Source organism: Hymenobacter coalescens, assembly GCF_054783195.1.
Window position 1 is genome coordinate 297,795 of record NZ_BAAGRA010000004.1, and the last position, 15,459, is coordinate 313,253.

General features: G+C 65.0%; 15 protein-coding genes. 9 read left to right on the forward strand and 6 right to left on the reverse strand.

Annotated features, from left to right (window positions below; translation table 11 throughout):
- Positions 1-7 precede the first annotated feature (7 nt).
- The 3 genes from ACYVKQ_RS04490 to ribD all read right to left on the reverse strand — a co-directional run bounded on the left by ACYVKQ_RS04490 (position 8) and on the right by ribD (position 2,476).
- Entirely contained in the window at positions 8-700 is a 693-nt protein-coding gene (locus ACYVKQ_RS04490; protein WP_460576035.1) for a hypothetical protein, read from the reverse strand.
- 115 nt (positions 701-815) lie between these two features.
- Complete coding sequence (locus tag ACYVKQ_RS04495; RefSeq protein ID WP_460576037.1) at positions 816-1,298, reverse strand: GAF domain-containing protein; 483 nt, start codon at positions 1,296-1,298, stop codon at positions 816-818.
- Positions 1,299-1,420: 122 nt separating this feature from the next.
- Positions 1,421-2,476, reverse strand: a complete 1,056-nt coding sequence (ribD, locus tag ACYVKQ_RS04500) for a bifunctional diaminohydroxyphosphoribosylaminopyrimidine deaminase/5-amino-6-(5-phosphoribosylamino)uracil reductase RibD (protein WP_460576039.1) — start codon at positions 2,474-2,476, stop codon at positions 1,421-1,423.
- A 132-nt stretch (positions 2,477-2,608) separates the two neighbouring features.
- Here ribD and prmC point away from each other — a divergent pair, with 132 nt between their 5' ends.
- From prmC to rfbA, 8 genes are all read left to right on the forward strand, one after another.
- Positions 2,609-3,499, forward strand: coding sequence for a N5-glutamine methyltransferase family protein (gene prmC, locus ACYVKQ_RS04505; RefSeq protein ID WP_460576041.1), 891 nt, complete (start codon positions 2,609-2,611; stop codon positions 3,497-3,499).
- Positions 3,500-3,551: 52 nt separating this feature from the next.
- Entirely contained in the window at positions 3,552-4,157 is a 606-nt protein-coding gene (locus ACYVKQ_RS04510; protein WP_460576043.1) for an acyltransferase, read from the forward strand.
- A 10-nt stretch (positions 4,158-4,167) separates the two neighbouring features.
- Positions 4,168-5,469 carry a nucleotide sugar dehydrogenase gene (locus tag ACYVKQ_RS04515; RefSeq protein ID WP_460576044.1) on the forward strand — a complete coding sequence of 434 codons (1,302 nt, stop codon included), beginning with the start codon at positions 4,168-4,170 and terminating at the stop codon, positions 5,467-5,469.
- Between the two features lie 97 nt (positions 5,470-5,566).
- Positions 5,567-6,601: an NAD-dependent epimerase/dehydratase family protein gene (galE, locus tag ACYVKQ_RS04520; RefSeq protein ID WP_460576046.1), complete on the forward strand. Its 1,035-nt coding sequence runs from the start codon at positions 5,567-5,569 to the stop codon at positions 6,599-6,601.
- A 77-nt stretch (positions 6,602-6,678) separates the two neighbouring features.
- Positions 6,679-7,734 carry a dTDP-glucose 4,6-dehydratase gene (gene rfbB / locus ACYVKQ_RS04525; protein WP_460576048.1) on the forward strand — a complete coding sequence of 352 codons (1,056 nt, stop codon included), beginning with the start codon at positions 6,679-6,681 and terminating at the stop codon, positions 7,732-7,734.
- A gap of 96 nt (positions 7,735-7,830) precedes the next feature.
- Positions 7,831-8,838 (forward strand): SDR family oxidoreductase, encoded by a 1,008-nt coding sequence (locus ACYVKQ_RS04530; protein WP_460576050.1) that lies wholly within the window; start codon positions 7,831-7,833, stop codon positions 8,836-8,838.
- A gap of 26 nt (positions 8,839-8,864) precedes the next feature.
- Positions 8,865-9,215 (forward strand): four helix bundle protein, encoded by a 351-nt coding sequence (locus ACYVKQ_RS04535; RefSeq protein ID WP_460576052.1) that lies wholly within the window; start codon positions 8,865-8,867, stop codon positions 9,213-9,215.
- Positions 9,216-9,272: 57 nt separating this feature from the next.
- Positions 9,273-10,151: a sugar nucleotidyltransferase gene (gene rfbA / locus ACYVKQ_RS04540; protein WP_460576054.1), complete on the forward strand. Its 879-nt coding sequence runs from the start codon at positions 9,273-9,275 to the stop codon at positions 10,149-10,151.
- Positions 10,152-10,300: 149 nt separating this feature from the next.
- On the opposite strand, the gene chrA is transcribed toward rfbA, so the two are convergent.
- Both chrA and ACYVKQ_RS04550 read right to left on the reverse strand, forming a co-directional pair.
- Positions 10,301-11,572, reverse strand: coding sequence for a chromate efflux transporter (chrA, locus tag ACYVKQ_RS04545; protein ID WP_460576056.1), 1,272 nt, complete (start codon positions 11,570-11,572; stop codon positions 10,301-10,303).
- A gap of 276 nt (positions 11,573-11,848) precedes the next feature.
- Positions 11,849-12,835: an isopenicillin N synthase family dioxygenase gene (locus ACYVKQ_RS04550; protein WP_460576058.1), complete on the reverse strand. Its 987-nt coding sequence runs from the start codon at positions 12,833-12,835 to the stop codon at positions 11,849-11,851.
- 143 nt (positions 12,836-12,978) lie between these two features.
- Here ACYVKQ_RS04550 and ACYVKQ_RS04555 point away from each other — a divergent pair, with 143 nt between their 5' ends.
- On the forward strand, positions 12,979-13,812 hold the full coding sequence (locus ACYVKQ_RS04555) for a hypothetical protein (RefSeq protein WP_460576060.1): 834 nt from the start codon (positions 12,979-12,981) through the stop codon (positions 13,810-13,812).
- Positions 13,813-14,384: 572 nt separating this feature from the next.
- On the opposite strand, the gene ACYVKQ_RS04560 is transcribed toward ACYVKQ_RS04555, so the two are convergent.
- A complete protein-coding gene (locus tag ACYVKQ_RS04560) occupies positions 14,385-15,086 on the reverse strand; it encodes a hypothetical protein (RefSeq protein ID WP_460576062.1) in 702 nt (233 codons plus the stop codon).
- Positions 15,087-15,459: the final 373 nt, after the last annotated feature.

The following is a 15,459-nucleotide window of genomic DNA, read 5'->3' on the forward strand; positions in this document are numbered from 1 at the left end:
TAATCAATCAGCCCCCAAACCCGCTGCGCGAGCTGCTGCGGCTGCCAAAACCGCTGCTGCGGCCGCTGGGCGCGCTGCTGCGGTAGGTGCTGCGCGAGGACGATGTACTGCGGGAGTAAGAGGGACTTTCCTGGATACCGGCGTTGCGGGAGCTGCGGTTGCCGCTGAAGCCCCGGCCGAAGAAGCCCCGGCCTTCGTTTTGCCGCTCGCGGGCAATGTTGGAGCGCCAGCCGTTGTTTTGCTGCAGCAGGCCGGGGTTGGCGTAGTAGCCGGGGTTGGGCGTCAGGAAGCGCCCGGCCATGTAGCCGATGCCGCTCCACATGAGCACGTCCATCATGCTGGTGCCGCCCACGCGGTTTTCGGGGTTCTGCCGGCTGTAGTTCTGCATTTGCTGCTGCAGAGCCTGACCCTGCAGGGTATCCACCTTGCCATCGAAGTGGCGCAGGATGGCGGCTACTTCCTCCTTGCCGGCCGGGCGCTCGGCGGTGATTTTCCACTGGCCGGGCTGTACTTCCGTCATTTCGGTGATGACGCCCTGGCTGTAGGAGTCGCCGCTCCAGTCGCCGGTGGCGGCGGCCTGGTCCTGGCGGCCATTGTCGGAGGAGCAGGCGGGCAGCACGCCCAGGCCCAGGCTGGCAGCGGCGGCTACCAGCAGCACGTTGCGGCGCCAGTCGCCGAGGCGGTAGAGGGGTTTGTTCATCGCGTGAGAGAGGTTGCTACTGACTTAAACGGCCCAGCGGCCCGGGCTGCCATTGATTGGGGATGCAAAATCCGAAAAACCGGAGGACGCCTGTGGCAGGCGGTCGGAACGGTTCTTAAAACCACTGCGCCATGCGGCTGCACAGCTCTTCCAGGTACTGCTGGTCGGTTTCGTCGAAGTCGTTGAGCTGGTCGCTGTCGACATCGAGCACCGCCACCACGCGGCCTTCCCGCACGATGGGCACTACGATTTCCGACTTCGAGAGCGAGCTGCAGGCAATGTGGCCGGGAAACTGCTCCACATCGGGCACGAGCAAGGTACGCGCTTCGGCCCAAGCGCTGCCGCACACGCCCTTGCCGCGGCGGATGCGGGTGCACGCCACCGGCCCTTGGAACGGGCCGAGCACCAGCTCGTCGTGTTTCACCACGTACACGCCCACCCAGAAAAAGCCGAAGGCTTCCTTCAACGCGGCCATAGCGTTGGCCAGGTTGGCCACCTGGTCGTCTTCGCCGGTGGTCAGGGCCTCAATTTGGGGAAGCAGGGTCTGGTATTGCTGGGCTTTGGAAAGCGTGCGGTCAATGAGCAGGTCTTCGGCCATTGGGAGAAATGCAGAGAGAGTGGAGTGTTGAGCAGAGAACAACAAAATTAGGCGAGAAGGTGCGCCGGACCGGGATAAACAGCGCCGAGCCGTCAAACCTAACCTTTTCAGGGCCTCGTCGCCTAACAGAATACGAACAGCTCGTCGTTGCCAATGACGCGGTGCTCGCGCAGGCCGGTGAGGCTCAGCGGCGGGGCCACCACACCGCCCGCCCCGATGCGCACGGTGCGGCTGCGCAGCACCCGGATTTCGTCCCAGAGCCCGGCCTGCAGCAGCAGCGTGTGCAGCGCCGGCCCGCCCTCCACCAGCACCGACTGCACCCGGCGGGCGTTCAGGTCGTCGAGGATGGCGGGCAGCATGTCCGTCTGCGCCGGAATCGAGACGAAGCTCAGGTTGTCCGCGTCGTCGTGCTGCCCGTTGGTGTACACCACCGTGGGCTGCGTGCCGTCGAGCAGGTGGTGGGTAGCGGGCAGCGTCAGGCCGCGGTCAATGACCAGGCGCAGCGGGTTCGGGCCGGGCCACTCGCGCACGTTCAGCTGCGGGTTGTCGTTCAGGGCCGTGCGGGTGCCCACCATAATGGCTTGTTCCTCGGTGCGCCAGCGGTGCACCAGCATCTTGGCCGCCGGCCCGCTGATGGGTACCGGCTGCCCGCCCGCGCCGGCCACAAATCCGTCGCGCGACTCGGCCCACTTCAGAATCAGGTAAGGCCGGTTGCGCTCCTGCACGGTAAAAAAGCGGCGGTTGAGCTGCCGGCCCTCGGCGGCCAGCAGTCCGGTACGCACCCGGATGCCGGCCTCGCGCAGCTTGGCGTAGCCGCGGCCGGCCACCAGCGGGTTCGGGTCGTCGTTGCACACCACCACGTCGCGCACGCCGCGCGCAATGAGCAGGTCGGCGCAGGGCGGCGTCTTGCCGAAGTGCGAGCAGGGCTCCAGCGTGACGTACACCCGGCACTGGGCCAGATCCACGCCCGCGGGCACGGCCGCCAGCGCGTTGACTTCGGCGTGGGGGCCGCCGTACTGCTCGTGCCAGCCTTCGGCCACCACGCGGCCCTCGGCATCGGCCACCACGCAGCCTACCATGGGATTGGGCCGGGCAGTGTGGGCGCCGAGTACCGCCAAGTCGAGGGCGCGGCGCATCAGCAAGTGGTCGTGGGCGGTGAAATCGGCAGGTTCGGGCATAGATCAAATATAGAGAGGCCCCGCGGATGCCCGGCATCGTTCCCGGATAGCGCCGGAGCCGGTATGACCCCATCATTATGTAGGGGAGGGGCCTGCCGAGCAGCTCCGGGCAGCGCGTACCTTTGCCGGCGCATGACCATCCGCCAGCTCACCGACCAGCTCACCCTCGGCCTGCAAGCCGTGTACGCCGTCCCCGAAGCCGCCAGCGTGGCCGGCGTGGTGGTGGAGCACCTGCTGCAGCTCAGCCCGCTGCAGCGCCGCATGCGCGGGGCCGAGCCGGTGCCCGAAGCCGCCCAGACGCAGGCCGCCGCGCTGCTGCCGCGTCTGCTGCGCCACGAGCCGGTGCAGTACGTGCTGGGCGTGGCTCCTTTTCTCGACATGGAGCTGCTGGTGACGCCCGCCACGCTCATCCCGCGCCCCGAAACCGAGGAACTGGTGCAGCTGATTGCGCAGGAGCAGGCCGGGCGCCGCGGGCTGCGCGTGCTCGATGTAGGCACCGGCTCGGGCTGCATTCCGCTGGCGCTGGCCCAGGTGCTGCCCGCCAGCCAGGTGTGGGGATTGGACGTATCGGCCGAGGCGCTGGCCGTGGCCCGGCAGAACGGGCTACGCCACGCCCCGCAGGTGCAGTGGCTGCAGGCCGACATCCTGCGCGCGGCGCCGCCCGGTATCGGGCCCGGCACCCTGGACGTGCTGGTGAGCAACCCGCCCTACGTGCGCGCCTCCGAGCAGGCCCTGATGCGCCCCAACGTGCTCGACTACGAGCCGCACACGGCCCTGTTCGTGTCCGACGACGACCCGCTGGTGTTCTACCGCCGCCTGGCCGAGTTGGGCACCGAGCTGCTGGCGCCGGGCGGCGCCATCTACTTCGAAATCAACGAGGCGCTGCCCGCCGAAACCCAGGCCCTGCTCACCGCGCGCGGCTACTCCGCTGCCCAGGCCCGGCCCGACCTGAGCGGCCGCCCGCGCATGGTGCGCGCCACGTGGCCCGGCCGCAAGGCGGCGGTGCAAGCGAATGACGTCTAAGTGAAAAGGCCTACCTTTGCCCGCCGAAAAGATCAGCCCAAGCCTCTGCCTCATGCCCACAAAAGTCCCCGCGTACTTTGCGCACCCCACCGCCGTCCTTGACGAGGGTTGCCGCATTGGTGCCGGGACGCGCATCTGGCATTTCTGCCACGTGAGCAGCGGCGCCGAGCTGGGCGACGCCTGCACGCTGGGCCAGAACGTATTTGTGGCCGACGGCGTACGCCTGGGCCACAACGTGAAGGTGCAGAACAACGTGAGCCTCTACACCGGCGTAGAATGCGCCGACGATGTGTTTTTGGGCCCCTCCGTAGTGTTTACCAACGTGCTGAACCCGCGCGCCGCCGTGTCGCGCCGCCACGAGTACCAGCCGACCCGGCTGGGCCGCGGCGTCACCATCGGGGCCAATGCCACCATCGTCTGCGGCGTGACGCTGGGCGACTACGCCTTCGTGGGCGCGGGCGCCGTGGTCACCAAGGACGTGCCCGCCTTCGCCCTCGTGTACGGCAACCCCGCCCGGCGCCGTGGCTGGATGAGCCGCCTCGGCCATGCGCTGCAGTTCGATGCGCAGGGCTACGCCAGCTGCCCCGAAAGCGGCGAGGTGTACAGCCTCGGCCGCAACGGCACCCTTACTTGTATTACTCCCGACCCCAACGCGTAACCAACGACCTGTGTACGAGCAGTTACTGAACAAAGAAGCCAAGCTGGCCGTCATCGGCCTCGGCTACGTGGGCCTGCCCATCGCCCTCGAATTTGCCCGCAAAATCAGCGTCATCGGCTTTGACATCAACGCCCAGCGCGTGGAGATGATGCGCAACCACGTGGACCCCAGCGGGGAGCTGGAAGCCGAAGCCTTTGAAGGCTGCGACATCACGTTCACCGACTCGCTCGACGTGCTGCGCGAGGCCCGCTTCTTCGTGGTGGCCGTGCCCACGCCCATCGACGAGCACGCCATGCCCGACCTGAAGCCGCTGATCGGCGCTTCGACCACGGTGGGCAAGGTGCTCAAGAAGGGCGACTACGTGGTGTACGAATCGACCGTGTACCCGGGCTGCACCGAGGAAGACTGCATTCCGATTCTGGAGCGCGAGTCGGGGCTGAAGTTCCCCAACGACTTCAAGGTGGGCTACTCCCCCGAGCGCATCAACCCCGGCGACAAGGAGCACACCCTGGCCACCATCGTGAAGGTGGTAGCCGGCTGCGACGCCGAGTCGCTCGACGTCATTGCCAAAACCTACGAGCTGGTGGTGACGGCCGGCGTGCACCGCGCCTCGTCGATTAAGGTGGCCGAGGCCGCCAAGATCATCGAAAACACGCAGCGCGACGTGAACATCGCCCTGATGAACGAGCTGTCGATGATTTTCGACCGCATGAGCATCAACACCTACGAGGTGCTGGAAGCCGCCGGCACGAAGTGGAACTTCCTGAAGTTCTCGCCCGGCCTGGTGGGCGGCCACTGCATCGGCGTCGACCCGTACTACCTGACCTACAAGGCCAAGGAGCTGGGCTACGACGCGAAGGTTATCCTCTCGGGCCGGACCACCAACGACGGCATGGGCGCCTACATCGCGCGCAAAACCGTGCAGATGATGATCAAGCAGGGCAAGGACGTGGCCAAGAGCAAGGTGCTGGTGATGGGCGCCACGTTCAAGGAAAACGTGGAAGACATCCGCAACTCCAAGGTGGCCGACGTCATCAACGAGCTGCGCAATTTCTCCGTGAACATCGACATTGTGGACCCGCACGCCGACTCCGACGAGCTGCACCACGAGTACGGCTTCCGCCTGACCCCGCAGGAGCAAGTCGGTTCGGACTACGACGCCGTGATTGTGGCCGTGAGCCACAAGCCGTACACCGAGAAGGACGAGGCCTACTTCAAGTCCATCACCGCCGAGCAGGCCGTGCTGGTCGACATCAAGGGCCTGTTCCGCGAGAAAATCAGCGGCGACGCGCTGCACTACTGGAGCCTGTAACCTGAATTGTCAAGTGGTTGAATGGTTAGGCTGGTCGTTCGGACAGCTCGTTGCACGGCCAGCCATTTAACCATTCAATCATTTAGCCATTTGACCTATGAACAAGATTCTCGTTACGGGTGGGGCGGGCTACATCGGCTCGCATACGGTGGTGGCCCTGCAGGAAGCGGGCTTTCAGCCGGTTATCGTCGATAACTTCTCCAACTCCAAGGAGTCGGTGCTGGAAGGGTTGCGCGACATCCTAGGGGCCGATGTGAAGTGCCACCATACCGACTGCAACGACAAAGCCGCGTTCCGGCAGGTGTTTGAGGCGGAGGGCGACATTGCCGGCGTGATTCACTTCGCCGCGTTCAAGGCCGTGGGCGAATCGGTGCAGAAGCCGCTGCAGTACTTTCAAAACAACGTCGGCTCGCTGCTGGTGCTGCTGGAGCTGATGCAGGAATTCAAGGTTCGGAACCTGGTTTTCTCCTCGTCGTGCACCGTGTACGGCGTGCCCGACCAGCTGCCTGTCACCGAGCAGACGCCTACCAAGCCCGCCAACTCTCCCTACGGCCGCACCAAGCAGATGTGCGAAGACATCTTGCGCGACCTGGCGCTGGCCCCCGGCAACGAGGTCAAAAGCATCCTGCTGCGCTACTTCAACCCCATCGGGGCCCACCCCTCGGGCCGGATCGGGGAGCTGCCGCTGGGCATTCCCAACAACCTGGTGCCCTTTGTGACGCAGACCGCGGCCGGCTGGCGCGAGGAGCTGACCGTGTACGGCGTCGACTACGACACGCCGGACGGCTCCTGCATCCGCGACTACATCTACGTGGGCGACCTGGCCCGCGCGCACGTGGTAGCCGTGCAGCGCCAGCTCGATGGCAAGTCGAGCGAGGCCGTGGAAACCTTCAATGTGGGCACCGGCCACGGCAACACCGTACTGGAAGTCGTCAACACCTTCGAAAAAGTGACGGGCCAGCCGCTGAAGTACCGCACCGGTCCGCGCCGCGCCGGCGACGTGCCCGCCATCTACGCCGACGCCACCAAGGCCGAGCAGGAGCTGGGCTTCCGCACCGAAGTGGGCCTGGAAGAGGCGCTGGCCACGGCTTGGCGCTGGCAGCAGAACCTTGGGCAATTGTCAAATGGCTAAATGGCTAAATGGTTGCCTGTTCTCTGGTGTCAGAACGTCCGGCCATTTACCCGTTTAACAATTTAACCATTCAAAAAATGAAAATCCTCATTACCGGCGGCGCTGGTTTTATCGGGTCGCACGTGGTGCGCCTGTTCGTGACGAAGTACCCTGAGTACCAGATTCTGAACCTCGACGCGCTGACCTACGCGGGCAACCTGGAGAACCTGCGCGACATCGAAAACCAGCCGAACTACCGCTTCGTGAAGGGCGACCTGACCGATCAGGCCTTCGTCGACCAACTGTTCGCCACCGAGGAGCCCGACGCGGTGATTCACCTCGCGGCCGAGTCGCACGTGGACCGCAGCATCACCGACCCGCTGGCTTTCGTGAAAACCAACGTGCTCGGCACGGTGCACCTGCTCAACGCGGCCCGCAACCTGTGGCAGCCGCTGGGCTACGAGGGCAAGGTGTTCTACCACGTGTCGACCGACGAGGTGTACGGCTCGCTGGAAATGGGCACCGAGATGTTCACCGAAAGCACGCCCTACGACCCCCGCTCGCCGTACTCGGCGTCGAAGGCGTCGTCGGACCACTTCGTGCGGGCCTGGCACCACACCTACCACCTGCCGGTGAAGCTGTCGAACTGCTCCAACAACTACGGCCCCAACCACTTCCCCGAGAAGCTTATCCCGCTGGCCCTGCACCGCATTCAGCAGGGCGAGGCCATTCCGGTGTACGGCAAGGGCGAAAACGTGCGCGACTGGCTGTTCGTGAAAGACCACGCCACGGCCATCGACGCGGTGTTTCACCGCGGCCGGGTGGGCGAAACCTACAACATCGGCGGCGTGAACGAGTGGAAGAACATCGACCTGATTCACTTGCTCTGCGACGTGATGGACGAGAAGACCGGCAAGCCGCAAGGCACCTCGCGCCAGCTCATCAAGTTCGTCACCGACCGCGCCGGCCACGACCTGCGCTACGCCATCGACTCCTCGAAAATCATGAACGAGCTGGGCTGGAAGCCCTCCGTGACCTTCGAGCAGGGCCTGCGCCAGACCGTCGACTGGTACCTGGAAAACCAGGAGTGGCTGGACCACGTGACCAGCGGCCAGTACCAGGACTACTACCGCCAGCAATACGCGGCGCGGTAAGGTTAATGAAGAGGGAAGAATGAGGAAGGACGAGCCGCACTAGTTCTCGTCCAGCCCTATTCTTCCCTCTTCATTTGTCATTCTTCATTCGCTCACATGTACGAATCCCCCTTTCACGAGCAGCCGCTCGATAACCTCACTTTCCTCGTGACCGGCGGCGCCGGCTTCATTGGCTCCAACATCGTGGAGTACCTGCTGAAGTACGGGGTGAAGAAAGTGCGCACCTTCGACAACTACTCCAACGGCTTCCGCAAAAACCTGCGGCTGTTCGAAGGCCACCCAGCGCTGGAAATCCTGGACGGCGACATCCGCGACCCGGAAGCCTGCCGCAAGGCCTGCGAGGGCGTGGACGTGGTGCTGCACCAGGCCGCGCTGGGCTCGGTGCCGCGCTCCATCAACGACCCGATTACCTCGAACGACGTGAACGTGGGCGGCTTCGTGAACATGCTGGTGGCCGCCAAGGACGCCGGCGTGAAGCGCTTCGTGTACGCCGCGTCGTCGTCGACCTACGGCGACTCGCCCCACCTGCCCAAAATCGAGGACCGCATCGGCAAGCCCCTCTCGCCCTACGCCGTTACCAAGTACGCCAACGAGCTGTACGCCGACGTGTTTGGCAAGACGTACGGCATGGAAATCATCGGGCTGCGCTACTTCAACATCTTCGGCCCGCGCCAGGACCCGAACGGGGCCTACGCCGCCGTCATTCCGCTGTTCATCGACGCGGTGCTGCAGGGTAAGGCCCCGCGCATCAACGGCGACGGGGGCCAGACGCGCGACTTCACCTTCGTGGAAAACTGCGTGCAGGCCAACATCCGCGCCGCCCTGGTGCAGAACCCCGAGGCTGTGAACCAGGTGTACAACATCGCCGTGGCCGACCGCACCTCGCTCAACGACCTGTTCAACATCCTCAAGGAGGAAGCTGGTGTCGACATCACGCCTGAGTACGGCCCGAACCGCGCCGGCGACATCCGCGACTCACTGGCTGACATCTCGAAGGCCAAAAACCTGCTCGGCTACGACCCGCAGGTGCGCATCCGCGAGGGGCTGAAGAAGACGCTGGAGTGGTTTAAGGCCAACCAAGCGTTTATTGGTATTAGGAATTAGGTAGTTGGTATTAGGACGAAGCACCAATGCACGACTATCGTAAGCTGCGCGTATGGCAGGACTCCATTGAACTGGCCGTCGAGGTCTACCAGCTTACTCACACGTTTCCATCGGAAGAGAAGTTCAACTTGGTAAGCCAGATGAATCGGGCCGCCGTTTCGGTAGGCTCGAACATCGGGGAAGGCGCTGGACGAGCCACTAATGGCGAGTTTATTCAATTCCTCGGGTTTGCCAGTGGCTCCTGTTCTGAGCTAATCACGCAAGCCGTAATTGCCGAGCGTTTGGCTTTCGGCTCAACAGAGCTACGTGCCGCTGTGGTGCAGCGTGCGACGTCCGTTCAGAAAATGATTTTCACCTTCATGAAAACCTTGCGGTAGGTCGGTCTGGGGGCATATCTGTCCAAATACCTACTACCCACTACCCACTACCAACCAATGAAAGGCATCATCCTCGCCGGCGGTTCCGGCACCCGTCTGCACCCGCTCACGCTGGCCGTCAGCAAGCAGCTCATGCCGGTGTACGACAAGCCGATGATTTACTATCCGCTGTCGATTCTGATGATGGCGGGCATCCGTGAAATCCTGATTATCACCACGCCCCACGACCAGGCCCAGTTCAAGAAGCTGCTGGGGGATGGCAAAGACCTCGGCTGCGACTTTCAGTACGTGGTGCAGGAAGTGCCCAACGGCCTGGCCCAGGCCTTCGTGCTCGGCGCTGACTTCATCGGCCAGGACAAGGTGGCCCTGGTGCTCGGCGACAACATCTTCTACGGTGCCGGCATGGAGGAGCTGCTCAAGAGCAACAACAACCCCGACGGCGGCGTGGTGTACGCTTACCACGTGCACGACCCCGAACGTTACGGCGTGGTGGAGTTCGACGACAACCGCCAGGCCCTGAGCATCGAGGAGAAGCCCAAGCAGCCGAAGAGCAACTACGCCGTGCCCGGCCTCTACTTCTACGACAACGAAGTGGTGCAGATTGCCCGCGACCTGAAGCCTTCGGCCCGCGGCGAGTACGAGATTACCGACGTAAACCAGGAGTACCTGCGCCGCGGCAAGCTGAAAGTGGGCATCCTGGGCCGCGGCACCGCCTGGCTGGATACCGGCACGTTCGAGAGCCTGATGCAGGCCGGCGAATTCGTGCGCGTCATCGAGCAGCGCCAGGGTCTGAAGGTCGGCTCTATTGAGGAAGTGGCCTACCGCCAGGGCTTCATCGATGCCGAGCAGCTGCGCAAGATTGCCGAGCCCCTGCGCAAGAGCGGCTACGGCGACTACCTGCTACGCCTGCCCGAGCAGCAGCTGCTGGAAGGCTAGCGGTTCGAAGGAATAAGGAAGAAGGACGAACAGGCAGCCGCTTGTTCGTCCTTCTGCTTTTAGGTCTGCGAACTACTGCCTGCCTATGGTACTGCACAGTACCAGATCATCCGGTCTTCTTTCCTCATTCGTCCTTCCTCCTTAGTTCTTCACGGCAGCAAGGCGCCGAGCAGCAAGGCACCCAGGACCAGCACGTACGAAGGCAGCCGGTCCCAGAGCAGCACCAGGAAAGTGGCGCCAACGATAAGCGGGTTTAGGGGCAGATCGACGCCGTAGCGGCCGGGCATGTGCCACACCGGGCCATCGGGCAGGGGGTGGTACAGCAAAAACGTAGCCGCCACCACCAGCCCGGCCGACACGGCGTTGATGCCTTCCAACGACGCCTTGACCACGCGGTACTGCTTGAGCTGGTCCCAGAAGCGGATCAGGAAGAAGATGAGCAGGGTGCCGGGCATGAAGATGCCCACCGCGCCCACCAGCGCCCCGACGAGCTGCCCGGTGGTGCCGTACTCCCGCATGGCCAGGGCCCCGATGTAGGCGGCAATGGAGAAGTTGGGCCCCGGCAGCGCCTGCGTCAGGCCGTAGCCGGAAAGAAACTCGGGGCCGGTCAGGTACTCCTTGAACTCCACGAACTCCGCGTAGAGCAACGGCGCCAGTACCTGGCCGCCGCCGAACACCAAGGAGCCGTTGCGGTAGAAGTTCTCGAACAGGCGCACCGGCAGCGCGCGGGTGTAATGGCCCAGCACAGCGGCCACCACGAACACGCCCGCCCAGAGCACGAAGTTGGCCCATTCCACCCGCAGCGGTTCCTTCTCGTGTACCTGTGGCATTTTGCGGTAGCGAAAGGTGGTAATCAGCCCGCCGCCGATGAGCAGCAGGGGCAGCACCCAGGGCAGCTGGAAAAAGTACGCCACCAGGGCCGCAATGACCAGCAGGGCCACCGACGTCTTGGTGTGAATGACCTTTTCGGCAATCTTGAAGGCCGAGTATGCTACGAAGCCTACGGCCACGGGCTGCACGAAGCGCACCAACCGCACGACCAAGTCCTTGTCGAGGTAGCTCAGGCTGAGCGCGGCGGCCGTCATCAGCAGCACCGAGGGCAGCATCCAGGCCAGCAGCGTGAGGTACGCGAGGTTGGGGCCGCCCAGGCGGAAGCCGATGGCGGTAATGGTTTGGGTGGAGCCGGGACCCGGCAGCACCTGGCACAGGGCCATCAGTTCCAGCAGTTCGGCGGAGGTGAGGTACCGGCGCTTATCCACCAGTAGCCGCAGCATCATGGCCGTGTGTGCCTGCGGCCCGCCAAAGGACGTGAGGCCGAGCACGGCAACATCTTTCAGAAAGATAATGCCGCGTACGCGCTTGGTGCGCAGACGCCGAGGCGGCGGCGCCAGCTTTACTTCGGCGGGGTCGGACGGCTGCACGGGCGGGACGGGATGCTGGGTGGCAAAGGTAAAGAAGCACAATCCGGTCCGAACGGCCAACTGCGCGGGCGAGGGGCTGCTTCTCAAAGCCGTGCTGCCAGCAGCGCATTTATTTAGCCGCTGGGGCAGAACCACAGCGCCGGCACGCGTGGCTACCGGAGCCGTAGCCCACTGGTGCCGGCGTAAAAAAACAATGGTGCCACGACTTTGCGAGTCGCAGCACCACGTGGGGCAATCATCCACGGCCGGAGGAACGGAGCCCGCCGGCGCGGTTTATTACATCGTCGACTTCTTCTTCAGGCCGAGCTCGATGAGGCGCTCGTTGAGGAATTCGCCGGCCGTAATGTCGGGCTGCTGCTTGGGGTTGTCGGCCGTCACGCAGTTCTCCAGGGCCGCCAGGCTCATTTCGGAGCGCGGGTGCATGAAGAAGGGGATGCTGTAGCGCGAGGAGTTCATTTTCTCGCGGGGCGGGTTCACCACGCGGTGAATGGTGCTCTTGAGCACGCCGTTGGTGAGGCGCTGGAGCATGTCGCCCACGTTCACCACAATCTGGTCGGGCAGGGCCGTGATGGGAATCCAGTGCCCGTCGCGGCGCAGCACCTGCAGGCCGTCGGCGGAGGCGCCCATCAGCAGCGTGATGAGGTTGATGTCGCCGTGCTCGGCGGCGCGCACGGCGTCGGCCGGCACCGCGTCGGGGTTTTCGATGGGGTAGTAGTGGATGGGGCGCAGGATGCTGTTGCCGTTGCGCACCTTGTCGTCGAAGTAGTTCTCCGGCAGCTTCAGGTACAGGGCAATGGCGCGCAGCACGTCCTTGCCGGCGGCTTCCAGCGTCTTGTAGGTCTGCAGGGCCGTGGCGCGGAACGAGGGAATCTCCCGGGGGAAGATGTTGTCCGGGTACTCGCTCTTGATCGGGTCGTTCTCGTCGTCCACTTCCTGGCCGACGTGGAAGAACTCCTTCAGGTCGCCGGTGTTGCGGCCCTTGGCGTGCTCCTTGCCCTTGCTGATGTAGCCGCGCTGGCCGGCCAGCTCCGGGTTTTCGTACTGCTGCTTCACCTCGTCGGGGAGGCTGAAGAAGGCTTGCACATCGGCGTACAGCTTCTGGGTCTGCTCGTCGTTCAGGCCGTGGTTTTTCAGGGCAATGAAGCCGATGTTCTGGTAGGCCTCGCCGAGCTGCTGCACAAATTTCGCCTTGCGCTCCGGGTCACCGGAACGGAAATCCGCCAGGTCCAGCGAGGGGATTTCGTCCAACAATTTTTCGCTCATAGCGAATGGGGAATTATACTTTTGGGAAAACCTTGCGTACTCCCGCAAGATACTCAAATTCCGATTGCCGGGTTGGCCGCCAACGGCCCGCTGCGGGCCCGCGGACACGCCTCCACCGCGTTCCAAACCACCTCCACCACTCCATGAAGCACTCCTTTTGCCTGCTCGGCCTCGCCGCGCTGAGCCTGGCCGCCTGCGACACCGCCAAGCAACAGGCCGACACGGCCGCCACCACGGCCGAAACCGTGACCACCACGCCCGGCGGCAGCCCGGCCGCCACCCAGGAGAAGAACGGCATCCGCCTCACCCCGTTTACCGACTCGCCCAAGTTTGCCTCCGCCGCCCTGCGCCTGAAAACGCCCCCCGACGGCTCCACCGTGCCCAGCGGCGCCGTGGCCTTCGACTACGACCTGACCAACTTTCAGCTCACCAAGATGACGGGCGGGGCGCACGCCGAGCACATGGCCAACTCGGCCAAGGGCCAGCACATCCACAACATCGTGGACAACCAGCCCTACACGGCGCACTACACCACCGAATTTACCAAGGACCTGCCCGACGGGCAGCACGTGGTGCTCTCGTTCCTCTCGCGCTCATACCACGAGAGCCTGAAGCACCGCACCGCCTACGACCTGCGCGTGGTAACGGTGGGCAAGCCCGCCGCCCAGCCCCTGGCCCTCGACCTGAAGGCGCCGCACCTGTTCTACAGCCGGCCCAAGGATGTGTACACCGGCAACGACGCGAAGAGCGTGATGCTGGACTTCTACCTGGTGAACACCTCCCTGGCGCCGGAGGGCAACAAGGTGCGCGCCACCGTCAACGGCACCGAGTTCCTGCTGGATCAGTGGGCGCCCTACATGATGGAAGGCCTGCCCATGGGCGAAAACACCATCAAGCTGGAGCTGGTCGACGGCAACGGCACGGTGGTGCCGGGGCCGTTCAACACGGTCACGCGCACGTTCACGCTGCAGCCCTAACTACCTCCTGCATCTCAGGGTCAAGCCCCGGCGGCGCGGCCGGCGCGTACGAGGTGGTACGACGACGCCAAAGCCTTAGCACCCCTATCGTGGAACGATACCCGGGGCATGGGACCCGGCCGGGAGAGGCAGCGGCCCCGAGCCGTCCAGCCCGCCTGCCCCCTGTAGACGACAGCAGGCCCGCCTTCCGGTTCCGGAGGGCGGGCCTGCTCACGTTGGCGCGGCCGGTCGGCCGGTCGGGCGTAAGTGAGGCAGCCGGGCCCCAGCGCCGGCTGAAAGGAGCAGGCCGAACGCGGGTGCCGCCAGTGGCAGGGCCCCGCCGGGCGCTCGGGAAGCCTCCGGAACAGGTAGCAATGCCCGTCCGAACGCTCGAAGGGTAGTCGCAACCGGTGGCAGCGCTCCGAGAGGCGTTCGGAAAGCAGCCGCAGCTGCTTGTGACGTTCAATTGAATATTCGGTATGTGCGTGCAACCGGTTGGGATGCCATTCCGAACGTTCAATAAGAAGAGGCAACCGGTTGCGGGCCGCGCCGAATGCCCGGCGAAACCTCGCCGTCCGCGCCGGCGCGCCGGCTCAGGTCGCGGGCGCCGACGCGGCGCGGCGGGCGGCGCGCTTGGCGTTGTGATTGGGCAGAGCGGCGTAATCGAAAAAGGCGCGGGCGAGGTGGGGGGCGGCGTGGAACTGGGCCAGGGCCGTGCAGTGCACCTGCCAGAGGCTGGCGCAGGCCGTACGCCAGTCGGTGCCCAGCTCGCCGATGGTGTCGGCCACGGCTTTTTTGGTGGCGGCCTGCTGCTGGCGGGCGGCCAGCAGCTCGCGCAGCAGGGTGCGGCCCTGGGCGGCCACATCGGCGGGCAGCGCGGGGCCCAGGCCTTCCAGCTTGCCCAGCAGCACGTCGAGGCGGGGCGGCAGCTCGGCGGCGGTAGCCCCGGTGAGGCCCGTCAGGCCCTGGGGCAGCAGGTCCAGGAGCACGGCGGGCTGTTTGCGGTACCGGGGCTTGAGGTGCACGTCGTGGGTGTCGCGCAGCCACTCGTGGATGCTGGCCGTGACTTCGCTGGCGCCGCGGGCTTGGCGCTGGTGGGTGCCGTCGTGGGCGCCGCGCGCCGTCAGGCTGCTTTCCAAGGCGGTGAGCTGGGTCCCGAAGGGGGCCGCCAGGGCTGCCAAGGCGGCGTTATCGGTCTGGAGCAGGGCCGCGTGGGTGTAGCGGGCGAAGGCCAAAAACACCGGCCGGGCGAGGCGCAGGTTCAGAAAGTGATTTTCGTACGGAGCTTCGTACATGGGAGGAAAGAAAAAAAGTAGGAATGGGAACAACGGACAATAGGCGGTAGACAAGCGTAGAGCAGCGGAGCAACTTAGCCATTTGGCGGCCGCCGCGCAAGGGCCGCCGAGCCGCCGACGCCGACGCGGCGGGGGACGCCTCCGGCCGGACGCCCGCCGCGTCGGCGTCGGGTGACTGGGGCTCGGTCAAGCGGCTGCTGGGCTTTCCGGCAGTGGGCGCCGGCAACCTGCTGGCCACCCGCTCAGGGCATTACCAGCAGGCGCTGGCCGGTCCCGACGACGCGGCCCGCCACCAGCAGGGTGCAGGTGTACACGCCCGGCGCCAGCGCGTCGAGCGGCAGCGGCACCTCGGCCGCGCCGGCGGGCAGCTCCC

Excerpts from the sequence above, each read along its gene's own strand:
- ACYVKQ_RS04495 (WP_460576037.1), bottom strand. The coding sequence starts at position 1,298 with ATGGCCGAAGACCTGCTCATTGACCGCACGCTTTCCAAAGCCCAGCAA.
- prmC (WP_460576041.1), top strand. The coding sequence starts at position 2,609 with ATGACCATCCGCCAGCTCACCGACCAGCTCACCCTCGGCCTGCAAGCC.
- ribD (WP_460576039.1), bottom strand. The coding sequence starts at position 2,476 with ATGCCCGAACCTGCCGATTTCACCGCCCACGACCACTTGCTGATGCGC.
- ACYVKQ_RS04510 (WP_460576043.1), top strand. The coding sequence starts at position 3,552 with ATGCCCACAAAAGTCCCCGCGTACTTTGCGCACCCCACCGCCGTCCTT.
- rfbB (WP_460576048.1), top strand. The coding sequence starts at position 6,679 with ATGAAAATCCTCATTACCGGCGGCGCTGGTTTTATCGGGTCGCACGTG.
- galE (WP_460576046.1), top strand. The coding sequence starts at position 5,567 with ATGAACAAGATTCTCGTTACGGGTGGGGCGGGCTACATCGGCTCGCAT.
- ACYVKQ_RS04550 (WP_460576058.1), bottom strand. The coding sequence starts at position 12,835 with ATGAGCGAAAAATTGTTGGACGAAATCCCCTCGCTGGACCTGGCGGAT.
- ACYVKQ_RS04490 (WP_460576035.1), bottom strand. The coding sequence starts at position 700 with ATGAACAAACCCCTCTACCGCCTCGGCGACTGGCGCCGCAACGTGCTG.
- ACYVKQ_RS04535 (WP_460576052.1), top strand. The coding sequence starts at position 8,865 with ATGCACGACTATCGTAAGCTGCGCGTATGGCAGGACTCCATTGAACTG.
- ACYVKQ_RS04560 (WP_460576062.1), bottom strand. The coding sequence starts at position 15,086 with ATGTACGAAGCTCCGTACGAAAATCACTTTCTGAACCTGCGCCTCGCC.
- ACYVKQ_RS04555 (WP_460576060.1), top strand. The coding sequence starts at position 12,979 with ATGAAGCACTCCTTTTGCCTGCTCGGCCTCGCCGCGCTGAGCCTGGCC.
- ACYVKQ_RS04530 (WP_460576050.1), top strand. The coding sequence starts at position 7,831 with ATGTACGAATCCCCCTTTCACGAGCAGCCGCTCGATAACCTCACTTTC.
- rfbA (WP_460576054.1), top strand. The coding sequence starts at position 9,273 with ATGAAAGGCATCATCCTCGCCGGCGGTTCCGGCACCCGTCTGCACCCG.